Origin of the sequence: Cupriavidus phytohabitans, assembly GCF_017815025.1 — a bacterium.
GTDB lineage: Bacteria > Pseudomonadota > Gammaproteobacteria > Burkholderiales > Burkholderiaceae > Cupriavidus.
Window position 1 is genome coordinate 76,485 of sequence record NZ_JAGIQB010000021.1, and the last position, 19,094, is coordinate 95,578.

At 68.5% G+C, this 19,094-nt stretch carries 18 protein-coding genes; 6 read left to right on the top strand and 12 right to left on the bottom strand.

Features of this window, described 5'->3' with window-relative positions; all coding sequences use genetic code 11:
* Position 1 precedes the first annotated feature (1 nt).
* The 4 genes from aroC to J8I34_RS16540 form a co-directional block, all read right to left on the bottom strand.
* Positions 2 to 1,123 carry a chorismate synthase gene (aroC, locus tag J8I34_RS16525; RefSeq protein ID WP_209806459.1) on the bottom strand — a complete coding sequence of 374 codons (1,122 nt, stop codon included), beginning with the start codon at positions 1,121 to 1,123 and terminating at the stop codon, positions 2 to 4.
* 74 nt (positions 1,124 to 1,197) lie between these two features.
* Positions 1,198 to 1,920, bottom strand: coding sequence for a glutathione S-transferase C-terminal domain-containing protein (locus tag J8I34_RS16530; RefSeq protein WP_029049700.1), 723 nt, complete (start codon positions 1,918 to 1,920; stop codon positions 1,198 to 1,200).
* 33 nt (positions 1,921 to 1,953) lie between these two features.
* Positions 1,954 to 3,852 (bottom strand): MFS transporter, encoded by a 1,899-nt coding sequence (locus tag J8I34_RS16535; RefSeq protein ID WP_209806460.1) that lies wholly within the window; start codon positions 3,850 to 3,852, stop codon positions 1,954 to 1,956.
* A 184-nt stretch (positions 3,853 to 4,036) separates the two neighbouring features.
* Positions 4,037 to 4,480: a CBS domain-containing protein gene (locus J8I34_RS16540; protein WP_029049702.1), complete on the bottom strand. Its 444-nt coding sequence runs from the start codon at positions 4,478 to 4,480 to the stop codon at positions 4,037 to 4,039.
* A gap of 236 nt (positions 4,481 to 4,716) precedes the next feature.
* On the opposite strand from J8I34_RS16540, the gene J8I34_RS16545 reads away from it, so the two are divergent.
* The 3 genes from J8I34_RS16545 to J8I34_RS16555 all read left to right on the top strand — a co-directional run bounded on the left by J8I34_RS16545 (position 4,717) and on the right by J8I34_RS16555 (position 7,265).
* Entirely contained in the window at positions 4,717 to 6,024 is a 1,308-nt protein-coding gene (locus J8I34_RS16545) for an O-acetylhomoserine aminocarboxypropyltransferase (RefSeq protein WP_029049703.1), read from the top strand.
* Complete coding sequence (locus J8I34_RS16550) at positions 6,024 to 6,848, top strand: alpha/beta fold hydrolase (RefSeq protein WP_029049704.1); 825 nt, start codon at positions 6,024 to 6,026, stop codon at positions 6,846 to 6,848. Before J8I34_RS16545 ends, J8I34_RS16550 begins: the two co-directional genes overlap by 1 nt.
* A gap of 99 nt (positions 6,849 to 6,947) precedes the next feature.
* Positions 6,948 to 7,265, top strand: coding sequence for an Mpo1-like protein (locus J8I34_RS16555; protein WP_209770630.1), 318 nt, complete (start codon positions 6,948 to 6,950; stop codon positions 7,263 to 7,265).
* Between the two features lie 62 nt (positions 7,266 to 7,327).
* On the opposite strand, the gene J8I34_RS16560 is transcribed toward J8I34_RS16555, so the two are convergent.
* The gene (locus J8I34_RS16560; protein ID WP_209770639.1) at positions 7,328 to 8,668 is read right to left on the bottom strand and encodes a YihY family inner membrane protein; all 1,341 of its coding nucleotides are present in this window, start codon (positions 8,666 to 8,668) and stop codon (positions 7,328 to 7,330) included.
* Between the two features lie 185 nt (positions 8,669 to 8,853).
* Between J8I34_RS16560 and wrbA the strand changes: the two genes are divergently transcribed.
* The 3 genes from wrbA to J8I34_RS16575 are packed head-to-tail and all read left to right on the top strand — an operon-like array spanning position 8,854 to position 11,312.
* Entirely contained in the window at positions 8,854 to 9,456 is a 603-nt protein-coding gene (gene wrbA / locus J8I34_RS16565; RefSeq protein ID WP_029049707.1) for an NAD(P)H:quinone oxidoreductase, read from the top strand.
* Positions 9,453 to 9,860, top strand: coding sequence for a DUF2069 domain-containing protein (locus J8I34_RS16570; protein ID WP_029049708.1), 408 nt, complete (start codon positions 9,453 to 9,455; stop codon positions 9,858 to 9,860). The genes wrbA and J8I34_RS16570 overlap by 4 nt, the downstream gene beginning before the upstream one ends.
* A 33-nt stretch (positions 9,861 to 9,893) precedes the next feature.
* Complete coding sequence (locus tag J8I34_RS16575; protein ID WP_209806461.1) at positions 9,894 to 11,312, top strand: FAD-binding oxidoreductase; 1,419 nt, start codon at positions 9,894 to 9,896, stop codon at positions 11,310 to 11,312.
* 6 nt (positions 11,313 to 11,318) lie between these two features.
* Here the strand turns inward: J8I34_RS16575 and J8I34_RS16580 are convergent, their stop codons facing one another.
* From J8I34_RS16580 to J8I34_RS16610, 7 genes are all read right to left on the bottom strand, one after another.
* On the bottom strand, positions 11,319 to 12,185 hold the full coding sequence (locus J8I34_RS16580; protein ID WP_209806462.1) for an N-formylglutamate amidohydrolase: 867 nt from the start codon (positions 12,183 to 12,185) through the stop codon (positions 11,319 to 11,321).
* 2 nt (positions 12,186 to 12,187) lie between these two features.
* Positions 12,188 to 13,198, bottom strand: coding sequence for a porin (locus tag J8I34_RS16585; RefSeq protein ID WP_209806463.1), 1,011 nt, complete (start codon positions 13,196 to 13,198; stop codon positions 12,188 to 12,190).
* Positions 13,199 to 13,431: 233 nt separating this feature from the next.
* The gene (locus tag J8I34_RS16590) at positions 13,432 to 14,391 is read right to left on the bottom strand and encodes an ABC transporter ATP-binding protein (RefSeq protein WP_029050023.1); all 960 of its coding nucleotides are present in this window, start codon (positions 14,389 to 14,391) and stop codon (positions 13,432 to 13,434) included.
* Positions 14,388 to 15,356, bottom strand: a complete 969-nt coding sequence (locus tag J8I34_RS16595) for an ABC transporter ATP-binding protein (protein ID WP_209806464.1) — start codon at positions 15,354 to 15,356, stop codon at positions 14,388 to 14,390. Before J8I34_RS16595 ends, J8I34_RS16590 begins: the two co-directional genes overlap by 4 nt.
* Positions 15,357 to 15,371: 15 nt before the next feature.
* The gene (locus tag J8I34_RS16600) at positions 15,372 to 16,331 is read right to left on the bottom strand and encodes an ABC transporter permease (protein WP_209806465.1); all 960 of its coding nucleotides are present in this window, start codon (positions 16,329 to 16,331) and stop codon (positions 15,372 to 15,374) included.
* A 54-nt stretch (positions 16,332 to 16,385) separates the two neighbouring features.
* Positions 16,386 to 17,357 carry an ABC transporter permease gene (locus tag J8I34_RS16605; RefSeq protein ID WP_209806466.1) on the bottom strand — a complete coding sequence of 324 codons (972 nt, stop codon included), beginning with the start codon at positions 17,355 to 17,357 and terminating at the stop codon, positions 16,386 to 16,388.
* Between the two features lie 25 nt (positions 17,358 to 17,382).
* Positions 17,383 to 19,017 carry an ABC transporter substrate-binding protein gene (locus J8I34_RS16610; RefSeq protein WP_209806467.1) on the bottom strand — a complete coding sequence of 545 codons (1,635 nt, stop codon included), beginning with the start codon at positions 19,015 to 19,017 and terminating at the stop codon, positions 17,383 to 17,385.
* Positions 19,018 to 19,094: the final 77 nt, after the last annotated feature.

Here is a 19,094-nt window from a genome sequence, read left to right on the forward strand (position 1 = left end):
CTCAGCGCGTCTGGCTGGCCTGCGCCGGTGCCTGCGCCGGAATCTGCGGCGTGTCGGTCCTGACGTCGCCGCATTGCGCGCGGTGGCGCAGCGCGTGGTCCATCAGCACCAGCGCCAGCATGGCCTCGGCGATCGGCGTGGCGCGGATGCCGACGCACGGGTCGTGGCGGCCGAAGGTCTCGACCGTGGCGGCATTGCCGGCCTTGTCGATCGACTCGCGCGGCGTGCGGATCGAGGACGTCGGCTTGATCGCCAGCGACACGGTGACATCCTGTCCGGTGGAGATGCCGCCCAGCACGCCGCCCGAATTGTTGGTGCGGAAGCCCTCGGAGGTCAGCTCGTCGCCATGCACGCTGCCGCGCTGGGACACGCTGTCGAAGCCGGCGCCGATTTCCACGCCCTTGACCGCATTGATGCCCATCATCGCGTGCGCGATGTCGGCGTCGAGGCGGTCGAACAGCGGCTCGCCCAGTCCGACCGGCACGTTGCTGGCCACCACCTCGATGCGCGCGCCGACCGAATCGCCGTCGCGGCGCAGCGCGTCCATATAGGTTTCCAGCTCGGGAATGATGTCGGCGTTGGGCGCGAAGAACGGATTCTCGGGCACATGCGACCAGTCGGCGAACGGCACCGCGATCTCGCCGAGCTGCGACATGTAGCCCCGGATCTCGGTGCCGTACTGCTCGCGCAGCCATTTCTTGGCCACCGCCGCAGCGGCCACCACCGGCGCCGTCAGGCGAGCCGACGACCGGCCGCCGCCGCGATAGTCGCGGATGCCGTACTTCTGCCAGTAGGTGTAGTCGGCGTGGCCCGGGCGGAAGGTCTCGACGATATTGCCGTAGTCCTTGCTGCGCTGGTCGGTATTGCGGATCAGCAGGCAGATCGGCGTGCCGGTGGTCTTGCCTTCGAACACGCCGGACAGGATCTCCACCTGGTCGGGTTCCTTGCGCTGGGTGACATGGCGCGAGGTGCCGGGCTTGCGGCGGTCCAGGTCGCCCTGGATATCGGCTTCGCTCAGCGCCATGCCCGGCGGGCAGCCATCCACCACCGCGCCGATGGCGGGGCCGTGCGATTCGCCGAAGGTGGTGACAGTGAAGAGCAGGCCAAGGGTGTTGCCGGACATGATGGAAACCGCACAGGAATTGGGGACGGCCTCCATTGTAAGGCCATTGCCCGCCCGCGGGCGGCCCGGCTGGCTCAGGCTGGCGCGCTTTCCGGAGCGAACTCGGGGTAGAACTCCGCCCGCATCCGGTCCATATAGGCCACCAGGTTGGCATGCCCTTCCGCCGCGGTGCGGATCGGCGTGTCGAACACCGGGCACAGCAGGCTGCCGGCAAAGGCGAACAGCGTGGCGTCGGCGCCGCATGGCTTGTCGCCCATCAGGTAGCGCTTTTCGCCCAGGATATCGGCGATGGAGGTCACGCCCTTGGTGGCCAGCGCGACCAGTTCTTCCTCGCTGTGCCGGCCCAGGCCCTGCCCCCACAGCGTCTTCCTGACCTTGTAGCGCACCAGCCGCTCGGCCAGCCCGCGCACCGGAGCCGGCACGCCGCGAAAGAACTGCGCCGGGCCGCGGTCGAAATTGGCCTGGTCGAGCCAGCGCACCCGCGCCACCGCCCAGTACAGGTGGTCTTCCATCAGCTTCTCGGCGGCCCAGGCGATGCCGCGCTCGGCCGGGCTCAGGCCGGCGTCGAAGTCGATGTGGTAAGTCTTCTCGATATGCCAGCGGATCATGGTCGAGTCCGCCACGATGCGGCCCATGTCATCCAGGTACGGCAGCTTGCCCTTGGGCGCGCGCCGCAGGCTGCCGCGGCGGGCGTGGTACGGCAGGCCGGCAAGCTTGAGCAGCATCTCGGCCTTGGTGACGAACGGGCTGGCGTCAGGCAGCCCAAAGGCCGGGCCGAAGGTATAGAGCGTGATCATCGTGGCTCGGGCTCCGCGGAGAAGAACATGCGTTCAGCGCCAGTCGCCGCGCAGGGCCTGCACCATCTGCTGCAGCCCTTCGGGCGTGGCCGCCTCCGGCGGCACCGGCTCGCCCACTACCAGTTCCAGCCGGCTCAGGATGCCGCGGCGGAACGGCCGCGACATCGCCGGCGCGTCCTTGCGCGAGAAGAAGCTGCCCCACAGCCCGCGCAGCGCCATCGGCACCACCGGCACCGGCGTGCGGCGGATGATCTGCTGCACGCCCTGGCGGAACGGGTTGATCTCGCCGGTGGCGGTGATCTTGCCCTCCGGGAAGATGCAGACCAGGTCGCCCTCCTCCAGCGCCTGCGCCACGCTGTCATACGCGCGCTTGAGCATGTCGGGGTTTTCGTGCGCGGGCGCGATCGGGATCGCGCGGGCCTGGCGGAAGAACCACGACAGCAGAGGCACGCCGAAGATGCGGTAGTCCATCACGAAGCGCACCGGGCGCGGGCTGCATGCCATCAGCACCACCGCGTCGGCAAAGCTGACATGGTTGCAGACCAGCACGGCGGGCCCATCGGCTGGAATGCGCTCGGCGTTCACGCGGCGCAGCCGGTACAACGTATGCACCAGGCCCCAGGCGATAAAGCGCAGCAGGAATTCCGGCACCAGCGAGTAGATATAGACCGCCACCACCGCATTGAGCAGCCCCACCACCAGGTACAGCTGCGGGATGCTGTAGCCGGCCAGCGCCATCGCCACGCCCAGCAGCGACGCCGCGATCATGAAGAAGCTGTTCAGGATGTTGTTGGCGGCGATGATGCGCGCGCGGTGCGTAGGCGCGCTGCGGCTCTGGATCAGCGCGTACAGCGGCACGCTGTAGAAGCCGCCGAACATCGCCAGCAGGAACAGGTCGGCCAGCACGCGCCAGTGCCGCGCCTCGGCCAGGAAGCCGTCGATGCCGGTGAGCGCGGCCGGCGGCTGTCCGTGGCTGGCAAAGTACAGGTCGATGGCAAACACCGTCATGCCGATCGAGCCGAACGGCACCAGTCCGATCTCGACATGGCGCCCGGACAGCCGCTCGCACAGCAGCGAGCCGGTGCCAATGCCCAGCGAGAACACCGCCAGCAGCAGCGTGACCACGTTCTGGTCGCCGCCCAGCACATCCTTGGCATAGCTGAAGAACGAGGTCAGGAAGGTCGCGCCGAGGAACCACAGCCACGAAATCCCGAGCAGGCTCAGGAATACCGTGCGATTGCCGCGCGCCAGCACCAGGTTGCGCCAGGTCTCGGAAAACGGGTTCCAGTTGATGCGCAGCTCGGGCTGCGGCGCCGGCGACACCGGGATCCCGCCCGACACCAAGCGCCCGGCCACGGCGATCGCCACGCAGACGGCGCCTACATACAGCGGCCCCACAACCGTGCCGCCCTGCTGCAATCCCGCCAACTCGCCGCCGACCAGCGTTCCGATCAGGATCGCGACGAAGGTGCCCATCTCGACCAGTCCGTTGCCGCCGACCAGTTCGCTTTCATCCAGGTGCTGCGGCAGGTAGGCGAACTTGACCGGCCCGAACAGCGTCGAATGCAGCCCCATCAGGAACGTGCCGGCGTAGAGCAGCGGCGCGCTATGCCAGGCAAAACCCGCCAGGCCCAGCACCATGATGGCGATTTCCAGCGACTTCACCAGCCGGATCAGGCGCGACTTCTCCATCTTGTCGGCGACCTGCCCGCTGGTGGCGGAGAACAACACGAACGGCGCGATAAAGATGGCCGAGATCAGGAAAGCGGCGCTGCGCGCGTCCACGCCGTCGAACAGCGCGGTGTGGTAGGTCACCAGCGAGGTAAAGGCGACCTTGAAGACGTTGTCGTTCATCGCCCCCAGGAACTGGGTCCAGAAAAAGGGGGCGAAGCGGCGCGCGCCGAGCAGTCGGAACTGGCTGTGTTGGCTCATGAATGACCGGTCGGCCCGCTGGGGCCGCCGCGGAAATGGAAACGCCGGCTAGTTTGCCGGAGCCGGAAACCGGCCGCCATCATGCCACCACCACGCGGCCGCGCGGCGCCAGTCGCAACAAATTTCCGAAGGGGGAGCTGCAGGATGGGCTGCGCCGCCGCCTGGGCGAGCGCAGGCCGGGCGTTCAGGCCCGCTCTTCCGGCCAGTCGCGGATATAGGCCTTGAGCATCTTGTTCTCGAAGCTCTGGTCCTCGACCACCGCCTTGGCAACATCGTAGAAGGAAATCACGCCCATCAGCGTGCGGTTGTCGAGGATCGGCAGGTAGCGGGTGTGACGCTCAAGCATCATCCGGCGAACTTCATTGACGTCGGTTTCCATGGTGCAGGTCAACGGGGCATCGTCCATCACCTTGCGGATGCTGGTGGTGCCAAGGGTGCCCCCGTTGCGGGCCAGGGTCTCGATGATCTCGCGGAAAGTCAGCATGCCAACCAGGTCGCCGTATTCCATCACCACCAGCGAGCCGATATCCCGCTCGGCCATGGTGTTGACGGCGACCAGCAAGGAAGTGTCAGGCGTCACGGTGTAGAGCGTATTGCCCTTGATCTGCAGGATGTCGCTGACTTTCATTTTGGTCTCCACTGCCTTGTACTTTGCTGTGCTGATTTGCGCCGAACGCATCGCGGGGCGATGCCGGTCGCTTCGTTATCTGTTCCGGGATGTGCGGGCAGAGATGCCCGTGCGAACGATCCTAGCCCAAACCAGTCGGCAAAGTAAAGCAGGAGGCCGGTTTGCGGGTGATCAGCCAGCGTGGGCGTGCGCACGATGCTACGATGCTGGCCGGAGATAACCACACCTGACCGACCATGTCCGGAACCCGCTTCGATACGCTGGCGCTGCACGCCGGCGCCGCGCCCGACCCCGCCACGGGGGCGCGCGCCACCCCCATCCACCTGACCACCTCCTTCGTGTTCCGCGACAGCGAGCACGCGGCGTCGCTGTTCAACATGGAGCGAGCGGGCCACGTCTATTCGCGCATCTCCAACCCGACCGTGGCCGTGCTGGAAGAGCGCATCGCCGCGCTGGAGAACGGCGCCGGCGCGATCGCCACCGCCTCGGGCCAGGCCGCGCTGCACCTGGCCGTGGCCACGTTGATGGGAGCCGGCTCGCACGTGGTGGCGTCGTCGGCGCTGTACGGCGGCTCGCACAACCTGCTGCACTACACGCTGCGCCGCTTCGGCATCGAGACCACCTTCGTCAAGGCGCGCGACATCGACGCCTGGCGCGCCGCGATCCGCCCCAATACCAGGCTGCTGTTCGGCGAGACGCTGGGCAACCCGGGGCTCGACGTGCTGGATATCCCCACGCTGGCGCAGCTCGGCCAGGACCACGGCATCCCGCTGCTGGTCGACTCGACCTTCACCACGCCCTACCTGCTGCGCCCGTTCGATCTCGGCGCGGGCCTGCTGTACCACTCGGCGACCAAGTTCCTGGGCGGCCATGGCACCACCATCGGCGGCGTACTGGTGGAGGGCGGCACTTTCGATTTCGAGAAGTCGGGCCGCTTCCCCGAGCTGTCCGAGCCCTACGAGGGCTTCCACAACATGGTGTTCACCGAGGAAAGCACGGTGGCGCCCTTCCTGCTGCGCGCGCGCCGCGAAGGCCTGCGCGACTTCGGCGCCTGCATGAACCCGATGGCCGCGTGGCAGCTGCTGCAAGGCGTGGAGACGCTGCCGCTGCGCATGAGCCGCCACGTCGACAATACCCGCAAGGTGGTGCAGTTCCTGGCTTCGCACCCGATGGTGGAGTCGGTGTCCTACCCCGAGCTGGAATCGCACCCCGACTACGAGCTGGCCAAGCGCCTGCTCCCGCGCGGCTGCGGCGCGGTGTTCAGCTTCAACCTGAAGGGCAACCGCCTGGCGGGCCAGCGCTTCATCGAAAGCATGTCGCTGTTTTCGCACCTGGCCAACGTCGGCGATGCGCGCTCGCTGGTGATCCACCCGGCCTCGACCACGCACTTCCGCATGGATGCGGCGGCGCTGCAGTCGGCCGGCATCGCCGAGGGCACGATCCGCCTGTCGATCGGCCTGGAAGACCCGGACGACCTGATCGACGACCTCAAGCGCGGCCTGAAGTCCGCCGAGAAGACCATGAGCAAGGGAGGCCAGGCCTGATGGAACTGAACCTTGCAGGCCAGCCGGCCTACGCCTATACCGGCGGCAAACCCTTCGATCCCGCCCTGCCCTGCGCCGTGTTCGTCCATGGCGCGCAGAACGACCACAGCGTGTGGGTGCTGCAGACGCGCTGGTTCGCCAACCACGGCTTCTCGGTGCTGGCGGTGGACCTGCCCGGCCATAACCGCAGCCAGGGCGCGCCGCTGGCCACTGTCGAAGCCATGGCGGACTGGGTGATGGCGCTGGTGGCCGCCGCCGGCGTCAAGGCACCGGCCTTCGTGTTCGGCCACAGCATGGGTTCGCTGATCGCGCTGGAATGCGCGGCGCGGCATCCGCAGGCGGTGCGCGGCATCGCCCTGCTGGCCACGGCCTACCCGATGAAGGTTTCCGATGCGCTGCTCGATGCGTCGCTGAACCGCGAGAGCGAGGCCATCGCCATGGTCAACGACTGGTCGCATTCGAGCCTGGCCAACAAGCCCTCGTCGCCGGGTCCCGGCGCCTGGATGCACGGCGGCAGCCAGCGGCTGATGGAGCGCGTATCGCGCAACAACCCGCAGGCACATGTGTTCCACAACGACTTCTCCGCCTGCAATGCCTACGCGCACGGCGAGGAAGCCGCCGCCGCTGCGGCCTGCCCGGCGCTGTTCATCACCGGCAGCAAGGACATGATGACCTCGCCCAGGGCGGCGCAGGCGCTGGCCGGCAAGATGGCGAAGGCCAGCGTGGTGTCGGTGCCGTGCGGCCATGCGCTGATGGGCGAGCGCCCGGACGAAGTGCTGGACGCGCTGGCTGGCTTTGCGCGCAAGGTGGTGGCGGCCGGCTGATGCTGCCCCGGATGGCTGGCCGTCCGTGCCGGCAGCCATCCTCCTTCCATGGGAGCAGAAGGTCTACACTGCACAAAACAAGACCTGCCGGAGACAGCCATGGCCCACGCCCGAGCGCGAGAGTTCGAGAACTTCGCGGCCTTCTACCCCTACTACCTGAGCGAGCACCAGAACCGCACCTGCCGGCGGCTGCATTTCATCGGTTCGACCGTGGCGTTGCTGTGCCTGGCGGCGCTGGTGGTGACCGGCAATGCATGGTGGCTGCTGGGTGCCGTGGTCGCCGGCTATGCCTTCGCCTGGGTCGGCCATTTCGGCTTCGAGAAAAACCGGCCGGCGACCTTCCGCCATCCGCTCTACAGCCTGATGGGCGACTGGGTCATGTACGCCGATATCTGGCGCGGCAGGATCCCGTTCTAAGACAGCTTGACCGTCGGTCGCGAACCGTCGACCGCTAACCGTCGGCTGCTAACCGTCGGCTGCTATACCTGCCCGTGCCAGCCCGGCGGCACCACTTCCAGCGTGCGCCGCTGCGGCGCGGCGTCGTCCGCCGCGGGTGGCGGGCCGGATGGGTGCTGGTTGAAGACCGCCTCCAGCGTCTGATCCAGACGCGGATTGTCCAGCACCGACCTGAGCGACTCCGCGCCACGCAGGTGCTGCGCCAGCGCGGTGCGCGACAGTCGCGGCAGGTTCAGCACCAGCCGGTCGTGCAGCATGCGCAGCGTCACCTGCGACGGATCGCACAGCAAGGCCCAGTGGGCCTGTCCGCGCTCCTGCTGCAGCCGCCCGACCAGGTGCATGGTTTTCAGCTTGCCGAGCAGCCCCGCCAGGTAATCCGCTTCCACGCGCAGCTTGCGTCCCAGGTCGAGCTCCCCCACGCTGCGCGGCACCTCGTCGCGGGCGCGGTAGAGCAGCAGCAGCACGCCCAGCGCATCGAAGAACTCGCTGCCGGCAAAGGTGCGGCGGCGCCAGTAGCCCTGCCGGATCACCGGCAGGTTGGCGGCGATGGTCGCGCCCAGCAGCGTCACCAGCCAGCTCAGGTAGATCCACAGCAGGAAGATCGGCAGCGCCGCAAAGGTGCCGTAGACCGCCGTATAGGCCGGGATATGCGTGATGAAATAGCCGAAGCCGCGCTTGGCGAACTCGAACGCGATCGCGGCCACCACGCCGGCGACGATGGCATCGCGCCACTCCACGTAGGCATTGGGCACCGCAGTGTACAGGAAGGCAAAGGCCAGCGCCGACAGCACCACCGGCGTCGCGCTGACCAGCAGGCCGATCCCCACCGGCATGGTGCCGACGTAGCCCGCCGAGATCGAGATCAGGTACGAGCTGATCGACAGGCTCGCGCCGATCAGCACCGGCCCGAAGGTCAGCACTGCCCAGAACACCAGCACCCGCTGCGCCAGGGGGCGGCGCTGCTTGACGCGCCAGATCGCGTTGAGCGCGTCCTCCACCGTCAGCATGGTCAGCACCGACGTCACCATCAGCCCGCCCAGGCCCATCGCCGTCAGCCCGCGCGCGCTCTTGGCGAACTGGCCGATGTAGCGCGAGATCGATTCGCTGACGTTGCCGGGAATCAGGTTCTGGAACAGGAACGCCTCGATGGCATTGCGGAAATCGCGGAACACCGGGAACGCGGCCAGCAGCGCGAACGCGACCGTCAGCACCGGTACCACGGCCAGCACAGTGGTAAATGTCAGGCTCGCGGAGACCTGCGGCAGCCGGTCCTCGCCGGCGCGGCGCGCGACATAGCGCGCCAGTGCGCGGACCTTCTGCAGGTTCCATTCCCTGCGCAGACGGGCGGCGCGGGTACCAAGCATGCGTCAGCAATCTCCCTGGATAGATGGGTCGGTTTGAACGATGGCAGCGGCCGGCAAGTGGACAGGCAACTGCCGGGATGCGGAAGCGGCGCTTCGCGGGGAGCGCGCGCGGGGGCACCTCTATAATACGCGCATTGCCTGCGGCACCCGCCGCCCCCTTCCGGCAGCGCCGGCCATCCCGCTCCATGACCGACATCCTCGTCCTGTATTACAGCCGCCACGGCAGCACCCGCAAACTCGCCGAACTGATCGCGCATGGCATCGACAGCGTCCCCGGCGCCCAGGCGCGCCTGCGCACCGTGCCGCCGGTCTCGACCGTGTGCGAGGCCACCGCCCCCGACATCCCCGCCGACGGCCCGCCTTACGCGGAGCTGCGCGACCTGGAAGAATGCGCCGGCCTGGCGCTGGGCAGCCCCACGCGCTTCGGCAACATGGCCGCGCCGGTCAAGTATTTCCTGGACGGCACCGTGGCCCAGTGGCTGTCGGGCGCGCTGACCGGCAAGCCCGCCTGCGTGTTCACCGCCACCGGCACCCTGCACGGTGGCCAGGAGACCACGCTGCTGTCGATGATGCTGCCGCTGCTGCACCACGGCATGCTGATCATGGGCCTGCCCTATTCCGAGAAGGGCCTGATGACGACCACGTCGGGCGGCACGCCGTACGGCCCCAGCCACCATGCCTATGTCGACAACCGCGGCCCCATCACCGACGACGAATCGGCGCTGGCGATGGCGATGGGCCGGCGCCTGGCGCAAGCCGCGCTGCGCCTGTCCGGGGCGCACGCATGAACACGCCCGCCGACAGCGACAGCGCGCTGCACAGCCCCTGGCTGCACCGGATCAGCGCGGGCAGCCTGGTGGCGCTGATGGCGCTGTGCATCGCCTGGGAATGGTTCCTGGCGCCGCTGCGCCCGGGCGGCTCGTGGCTGATCATCAAGTTCCTGCCGCTGCTGCTGCCGCTGCGCGGCGTGCTGACGCGCAACCGCTATACCATGCAGTGGTCGTCGATGCTGATCCTGCTGTTCTTCACCGAGGGCATCGTGCGCGCCACCAGCGATCGCGGCTTCTCGGCGACGCTGGCCTGGGTGGAGGTGGCGCTGACGCTGGTGTTCTTCACCAGTACCATCCTGTACCTGCGGCCGTACAAGCGCCGCGCCCGCGCGGCGGCCAAGGCAGCGCCGCGAAAGCGCTGAGCCGGCGCTCCCCATGCAATCGATTCTCCGCCCATGACCTCGTCCCAAGACTCCTTCCTCGCCCTGTGCCGCGCCGCGCTGGGCCCGCAGCACGTGCTGACCGGGGCCGCCGACAAGGCCTCCTACCTGACCGACTGGCGCAAGCGCTATAGCGGCGAGGCGCTGGCCGTTCTGCGTCCCGGCACCACCGAGGAAGTCGCCGCCGCGGTCCATGCCTGCCATGCGCACAAGGTGGCGGTGGTGCCGCAGGGCGGCAATACCGGCCTGTGCGGCGGCGCCACGCCGGCGGCCGGGCGCGATGCGGTGGTACTGTCGCTGCAGCGGCTCAACCGCATCCGCCAGGTCGATCCGCTCAACAACACCATTACCGTCGAAGCGGGCGTGGTGCTGCAGCACGTGCAGGACGTGGCGCGCGAGCACGGCCGGCTGTTTCCGCTGAGCCTGGCGGCCGAGGGCAGCTGCACCATCGGCGGCAACCTGTCGACCAATGCCGGCGGCACCGCGGTGCTGCGCTATGGCAATACGCGCGAGCTGTGCCTGGGGCTGGAGGTAGTGACGCCGACGGGCGACACCTGGCATGGCCTGCGCGGCCTGCGCAAGGACAATACCGGTTACGACCTGCGCGACCTGTATATCGGCGCCGAAGGCACGCTCGGCATCATCACCGCCGCCGTGATGAAGCTGTTCCCGCTGCCGCGCGCCTCGGTCACCGCGCTGGCCGCGGTGCAGAGCCCGCGCGCCGCGCTGGCGCTGCTGGCGATCGCGCAGTCGTATGCGGGTGCAATGCTGACCGGCTTCGAGCTGATGTCGGCGCGCTGCATGGCGCTGGTGACGCAGCACTACCCCCAGCTGCGCTATCCATTCGCCGACATCCACCCGCAGCTGGTGCTGATGGAGCTGTCCGACAGCGAGGGCGAAGCCCACGCGCGCGGCATCTTCGAATCGCTGATGAACGCCGCCTTCGACGCCGGCGTGGCGATTGACGCCGTGGTGGCCGAATCGGTGCAGCAGTCGCGCGATTTCTGGAACCTGCGCGAGCATATCCCGCTGGCGCAGGTCGAGGACGGCAAGAACATCAAGCACGATATCGCCGTGCCAGTCTCGCGCGTGGCCGACTTCATCGAGACCACCGACGCGCTGCTGCAGAACGCCTTCCCAGGCGCGCGCATGGTGACCTTCGGCCATCTCGGCGATGGCAACCTGCACTACAACGTCTCGCCGCCGGACGGCGTCGACCATGACGCCTTCCTGGCCAACCAGGACCAGGTCAACCGCATCGTGCACGACAGCGTGCGCTCGCACTGCGGCTCGATCTCGGCCGAGCATGGCGTGGGCCAGCTCAAGCGCGAGGCACTGCAGCACTACAAGAGCGAGGTCGAGCTGGCGTTAATGCGCGCGATCAAGGGCGCGCTGGACCCGCTGGGGCTGATGAACCCGGGCAAGGTGCTCTGAACACGCTCATGCGCCGCGCGCCAGCTCCGCGCGGATATGGTCCGCCACGCGCTCGAGCAGCTGGTCGAGGTGGCCATGCAGCCTGGCGAACCCGTCATGCGGCACGAAGCGTGCCTCGTCCAGGTACAGCGCGCGGTTGATCTCGATCTGCAGGCTGTAGCGCCCGCGCGCCGGGTCCGAATACGCTGTCACCAGTTCCGCGCCCTTGTACGGCCAGTTGATGCCGACCTGGTAGCCAAAGCCACGCAGGCATTGCCCGACCAGCTCGATGAATGCTTCCGGACAGGTGGTGCCGTCGCGGTTGCTGATGACAAAATCCGGCCGCTCCGAGCCATGGTCCACGTTCATGGCATTGCCGCGCGACTTCATCGAATGACAGTCGAGATGCCACACCGCGCCGAAGCGCGCATGGTGCGCCGCCATCGCGCGGGCAAGCGCGGCATGGTAGGGATCGTAGTACGTCTTCAGCAGATGCTCGGCCATGGCGGGCGACAGCGGCGCGCCGTAGACCGGCACGCCCGGCAGCGCCAGCCGGCGCAGCACGCCCATGCCGCGGCCGGCCTTGTCGCTCGGCCGTAGCGCGAACGGCATGGCGCCGTCGACCAGCGCCGGGTCGATATCGTCGCGGGCACGGTTCACGTCCACCAGCCAGCGCGGAAACTCCGCGCACAGCAGCGTGCCGCCCACCGCGGGCGCATGCTCGAACAGCTCGTCGACATAGGCGTCCCAGCCGGTCAGCAGGGCTTCGGGCGAAGCCGCCAGCGGCAGCCCGGCCGGCAGGCTGCCGGCGCGGGCTTGCCCGCTGTGCGGAGAATCGACCATCAGCGGCAAAGCCGCGCCAGCCGGTTCGGTCAGCGTATAGGGAAATGTCATGCTCAGAATTTGTGCTGGATGCCGATGCCGGCCGTGGTCACGGTATCGCCGTCCTTGTGCGAGTTCGGGTCCTCTCGATCGAAGAAGACATAGGGCATGGTGCGCTTGCTGAGGCGGTAGCCATAGGCGGCCTGCACTTTCTTCAGGCGGCCCTGCGGATCGCGCTGCACCGCGCGCTCCATGTAGTTGACGGTCACGCTGTGCGCGCCGTACGGCACGGTGAAGCCGACCAGCCAGTACGGCACGTCGGTGCGCGTCGTGGCGGTGCCGGCGTAGCGGTCGCGCCCGTAGAGCCCGTAGACGTTGACCACGGTGAAGTCATAGGACGCCACCCCCTGCACCTTGTCGCGGAAGTCGTTGGCAACCAGCCCGCCGGTCTTGGCATCGCGCGAATAGCCCAGGCCCGCCGCAAACTTGCCTGCCGCATAGTTCAGGCCGATGTCGTACTGGCGGAGATCGTCCTCCGCCTTCACCGGAGAGCTGGCGTTGGGCGTGGCCGGATCAGGACCGGCCAGGTTCACGCGCGCCCGCACGGAAAAGCCACCAAAGTCGGGCGTCATGTAGCCGAGCGCATTGGACACGCGGTTGCGCGCGTTCAGCACCTTGGTGCCGATCGCGGTGGCGCCGGCATCGTGGATGGCAAAGTCTACGTTCTGCGTCACCTGCGAATAGATCGGCGAACCGACGATGGTGGCGGAATCCAGCCGGCCCAGCGCAATCGCGCCAAAGCCGCCCTGCAGCCCGACGAAGGCATTGCGGAACTGCGGGTTGGTGGCCACGCCGCTGTCGGCGGCAAATCCCTGCTCCAGGCCGAACGCGGCGCGCAGTCCGCCGCCGAGGTCTTCGCTGCCACGCATGCCCCAGCGCGATGCGTTGTCGACCATCTGCGTGGCCGAGCCGTCCGGCCCCTTCTGGTATTCGATATCGGTATCGATGCGGCCGTACAGCGTCACCGATGCGTCGGCCGCGGCCGACAGCAAGGCTAGCGCGCTACCGATGCAGGCGTGGCGCACTTGCCGCCGATAGAGTCCCCGATCTGGTCCCCGATCTGGTCCCCAATATGGTCTGACTTGAATCATGGCTTTTCTCCCTTTCCCTGGTTGGCGATGGATGACTTCCCCCCGTTTGGATCTCCCGTCTGCCGTCGTCTTGTTCTTGCGCGCGGCGCGAACGCTCCCCCGCCGTCCCGCCATGGCGGGACGGCAGCGCAATTCCGGGAGCGAGGCGTGCCGCGTGCGGCGGCTAGCTAGTCATTCAGGTGGCAGGCGGACAGGCGTCCGCCGAGATCGCGCAGCACCGGCACTTCGGCGGCGCAGCGTGCGCTGGCATGCGGGCAGCGCGGATGGAAGGCGCAGCCGGTGGGCGGCGCCAGCGGGCTCGGCAACTCGCCGCGGATCGGCTGGTGGCAGGCGGTGCCGCCGCCCAGCCGCGGCGCGTCGGCAAGCAGCGCGCGGGTATATGGGTGATTGGGCGCTGCGAACACCGTACGGGCATCGCCGCTCTCGACGACGCGGCCCAGGTACATGATCGCGACGCGGTCGGACATGTGCTCCACCACCGCCAGGTTGTGGCTGATGAAGACGTAGGTCAGCCCATGCTCACGCCGCAGCGCCATGAACAGGTTGATGATTTGCGCCTGCACCGAGACATCGAGCGCGGACACGGCCTCATCGCAGATCAGCAGCCGCGGGCGCAGCGCCAGCGCACGGGCGATCGCCACGCGCTGGCGCTGGCCGCCGGAAAACTCGTGCGGATAGCGCTCGGCGTAGCTGGGGTCCAGCCCGACCTGCTGCAGCAGGTCGCCGGCCAGTTCCGTAGCCCGCGCGCGGCTGACCATGCGATGGTAGACCGCGCCCTCGGTAATGGCCTGGCCGATGCGCAGCCGCGGATTGAGCGAGGCATAGGGATTCTGGAACACCATCTGCACCGCGCGGTGATAGGCGGCCGATTCGACATCGGCGCGCCGCCCTTCCCACGCAATCTCGCCGCCGCTCTGCGGCAGCAGCCCGGCCAGCATGCGGCCCAGCGTGGACTTGCCGCAGCCGGACTCGCCGACCACGCCGAGCACCTCGCCCTTGCGCACCTGCAGCGAGACCTCATTGACGGCATGCACCGCCTGCACCGGTTTGCCGGCCATGCGGCCCAGCAGGCCAGGCTTCAGCGAAAAGCGTTTCTGCAATTGGCGGGTTTCAAGCAGCACGGTCATGCCGACTCCAATGGATAAAAACAGCGCAGCGTGCGGCCACGCACCACGGTTGCCGCGGGCGGCTCGCTGCAGGCCCCGCGCACGCGCGGACAGCGCGGCGCGAAGGCGCATCCCGGCGGCAGCGCCGCCAGTGCCGGCGCGGCGCCGGGAATCGCGCGCAGCGTGGCGCCACGCATTTCAGGCGTGGGCAATGAATCGAGCAGCCCGCGCGTGTACGGATGCAGCGGCCGCGCGATCACCTCGGCCACCGGCCCCTGCTCCACCACCCTGCCGGCGTACATCACGCAGACCCGGTCGACCAGGTCCTTGACCACGGCCAGGTCATGGCTGATCCAGATCGCCGCTGCGCCGGTCTCGCGCACCAGCTGCTTCATCTCGTACAGGATCTGCGCCTGGATGGTGACGTCGAGCGCCGTGGTGGGCTCGTCGGCAATGATCAGGTCGGGCCGGTTGATCAGCGCATTGGCAATCGCCACGCGCTGGCGCATGCCGCCGGACAGCTCGTGCGGGTAGGCACGCATGCGCTCCTGCGGCGCCGGGATGCCCACGCGCGCCAGCGCATCGACCGCCTGCGCATGTGCCTGCGCGCGGGTGCGGCGGTGGTGTACCCGCACGGTCTCGACCAGTTGGTCGCCGACGCGCATCACCGGGTTCAGCGACATCATCGGGTCCTGGAACACCATCGCGATGCGGTCGCCGCGCAACGCCCGCCACTGGCGCGGCGAGCACGCCAGCAACTCTTGCCCCTTGAAGCGGACCGAGCCGCCGGTGACGCGCCCGGGCGGGTCCAGCAGGTTCATCAGCGAGAACGCCGTCACCGACTTGCCCGAGCCGGACTCGCCGACGATGCCGAGAATTTCACCCGGCTCCAGCGCAAAGGAGACATCGTCGACGGCCTTCAATGCCTTGCGGCCGTTGGCCAATGCAAAGCTGGTGCTCAGCCCGGAGACTTCCAGTAGTGCCATGTCCGCCTCCCGGCCTCAGCCGTCCAGCCGCGGGTTCAGCACGCGGCGCAGGCGGTCGCCCACCAGGTTGATCGAGCCGATCAGCAGCACCAGGGCCACGCCCGGGAAAATGCTGATCCAGTACTTGTTCGACAGCATGTACTCGAAGCCGTTGGCGATCAGCATGCCGAGCGACGGCTGCGTGCGCGGCAGGCCGATGCCGAGGAAGCTCATGGTCGCTTCCAGCGTGATGGCATGCGCGATCTGCAGCGTGCCGGTCACGACCAGCGGCGCCATGCAGTTGGGCAGGATATGGCGGAACATCACACGCAGCGCCGGCAGCCCCTGGCCGAGCGCCGCCTCGACATACTCCTTGCGCCGCTCCACCTGCGCCGCGCCACGCACCGTGCGGGCAAAGTAGGCCCACTGCACGATCACCAGCGCCAGCAGCGTCTTGTCGACGCCCTGCCCCAGCACGGCCAGCAGGATCAGCGCCACCAGCACAGCCGGCAGGCTCAGCTGCAGGTCGACCACGCGCATGATCGCGGCATCGACGATGCCGCCGAAGTAAGCCGCCGCCAGGCCGACCGCGCTGCCGACCATCAGCGCCACCACCGCGCTGATCACGCCCACGCCCACACTGATGCGGATGCCATAGAAGATCGCGCTGACCAGGTCGCGGCCGGCGCCGTCGGTGCCGAGCCAGTAGTGCGCGTTGCCCTCATAGCCGGCGCTGCCGGGCGGCAGCTCGGAGTCGATCACCGACACCGTGGCCAGGTCATACGGGTTCTGCGGGCTGATGACATGGGCCAGCGCGGCGATCAACAGCAGGACCACGAGCAGCGCCAGTGCCGCCGCCGCGACGCGGTTGGCGACGAAGCGCCGCAGCAGCGAGGGCCGCGTGGAGGACGGGGTGATGGGCAGCGGCGCGTCAGGCGCGGCGCTCGCCGCCAGCGCCGGCACGGCAGTGTCAGGTTGGGATGCAGGCAGGGACATCGATGGGTTCTCGTTCGTTTTCCATGGTTTCTGTGGGGATGGATGCAGTCGGGCTCAGCCCGCCTTGTGGCGCAGCCGCGGATCGAGCACCACGTAGAGCAGGTCGACCACCAGGTTCAGCACCACGAACAGCACCAGCGTGACCAGCAGGTAGGCCACCACCACCGGGCGGTCCAGCGCCAGCACCGAATCGATGATCAGCTTGCCCATGCCCGGCCAGGAGAACACCGACTCGGTCACCACCGAGAAGGCAATCAGGTGTCCGAACTCCAGGCCCACCACGGTGATGATCGGGATCAGCACATTGGGCACCACGTGTCGCAGCACCAGCCGCGCGCCGCCCACGCCCTTGGCGCGGGCAAACTTGATGTACTCCTGCCCCGCCACGTCGCGCGTGCCGGCTTCGGCCAGCCGCGCCACCAGCGAGATCTTGAACAGCGACAGCGTCAGCGCCGGCAGCAGCAGGAAGCGGATCCCTTCCCAGGTGGTCACCGACAGCGGCATGCCCAGCACGGTGCTGACCGGACCTCGCCCGCCGGATGGCAGCCAGCCCAGGTTCACCGAGAACACCAGGATGCCGATCATGCCGACCCAGAACGTCGGCATGATCACGCCGCCCAGCGAGACCGCCATCAGCGCGCGCGCCAGCCGGCTGCCCGGCCTGAGCCCGGCGAACACGCCCATCGGGATGCCGATGCCCAGCGACAGCAGCAGCGCGGTCACGGCCAGCTCCAGCGTGGCGGGCACGCGGCTGACGATCAGCTCGATCGCGGGACGGTTGTAGATAAAGGAATCGCCCAGGTCGCCGCGCAGCGCGCCCTGCATGAAGCGCAGGTATTGCTGCAGCACCGGCAGGTCCAGCCCGAGCGCGTGGCGCGCGTCGGCAATTTCCTGCTCGGTGGCGGTGGGGCTGACCAGCAGGTGGACCGGGTCGCCGATCAGGTTGACGGCGCAGAAGGTCAGCACCGACATCAGCCACAGCACGACAAGGCTTTGCAGCAGCCGCTTCAACAGGGTTTCGAGCATAGCGATCAGGACAGGAAGCGGTGAGTCAGGGTTGCGCCGCAGTGGTTGCTGCAGGCGCTGCGGGGCGGATGTTGCCGGCGTAGGTAAAGCCGTCGGCGCGCGGCTGCACTTCCAGTCCGGCGCGATACGCCCAGGCGGCGCGCAGGTGGTGCAGCGGCACGATGCCAGCGTCGGCGGCCAGCATGCCAGCGGCGCGGCGCTGCAACTGCTCGCGCGGCGCCGGCGCCATGGTGCGCATGGAGGTTTCGATCAGCGCGTCCAGCGCGGGATTGGCATAGCCGCTGCGGTTGTTCGCGCCCAGGCCGGCGGCCTTGTCCTGCGCATGCGCCACCGCCACCAGCGGTTCCAGCGAATCGCCGCTGACCGCGCCGATGCCGAGCAGGAAGGCGCTGAACTCAGGCTTGCCGCCCTCGCCGCCCGAGGTGGCGCGCGTGATGTAGACCGAGTACGGCAACGTGCGCACTTCGGTGCGGATGCCGGCGCGGGTCAGCATTTGGCCCACGGCCTCGCAGGTCTTGGCATCGTTCAGGTAGCGGTCGCTCGGGCAATGCAGCGTCAGGCGAAAGCCGTCGGGATAGCCGGCCGCGATGAGCAGCCTGCGCACCTCGGCGGCATCGGCGCGCGGCGCGCGCACGTCCGGGGCAAAGCCGAAGAAACCTGCCGGCACCACCTGCCCGGCCGGCACCGAATCGCCCTTGGTCACGCGCGCCGCGATCAGGTCGCGGTCGATCGCGAGGCTGATGGCCTGGCGCACGCGCACGTCGCGCAACGGATTGGCGGGCAGCGGCCGGCCGGCGGCATCCTGCACATAGGGCGAGACCGCCCGCCCCTGGTCGAGCTGCAGGTAGTTCAGCATGTACGACGTCGCCGACACGGTGCGGATGCGGCCGTTGGTGCGCGCGAAGGCTTCGGCAATGCTGGCCGACGAGCCATCGATCACGTCCACCAGGCCCGACAGCAGCGCCGACGCACGCGCCGGCTCCTTGGGGATGAACTGGAACACCACCCGGTCCCACGGCTGCGCGCCGCCCCAGTAGCCGGGATTGCGCGCCAGCGTCAGCTGCTGGCCATGCTCCCACGCCACCAGCCGGTACGGGCCGGTGCCGATGCTCGCCCGGCCATGGGCGAAGTCCGCCTCGCGCACGCCCTGCCCCAGCCCGTGCGGCAGCATCGCCACCATGCCGATGTTCTGCGGCAGCACCGGGTTGGGCGTGCGGGTGCGCACGCGCAGCGTCAGCGGGCCCGTGGCCTCGACCGCCTCCACCGACTTCAGGTAGGTGCGGAAGGTGCGTGCGCCGGGCAGCTTGCGTGCGCGCTCGATCGAATAGCGCGCGTCCTGCGCGGTGAACGGCGCGCCATTGCTGAACTTCACGCCCGGGCGCAGCTGGAATTCCCAGTTGTGGTCATCCAGCTGGCGCCAGCCGGTGGCCAGCAGCGGCACCGGGCGCAAGGCGTTGTCGAGGCCGACCAGGGTCTCATACACGTGGCCCCACAGGTTGCGGCCGGCGGCGTCGAGCACATGCGGGTCGGCAGCACTCACCTCGGTCTTGTAGCCGATGCGCAGGTCGGCGCCATGGGCCGGCCGACCGGCGTCCGCCAGTGCGGACAAGGCCAAGGCGAGCGCCAGCGCGGCTTGGGGGAATCTCGTTGATCGAAACATTGTTTCATTTACCGATACGATGTGTCGGAGAATAAAACATCCAGACGAGGTCAGTAACGAGGGTTTACCCGGCAAAA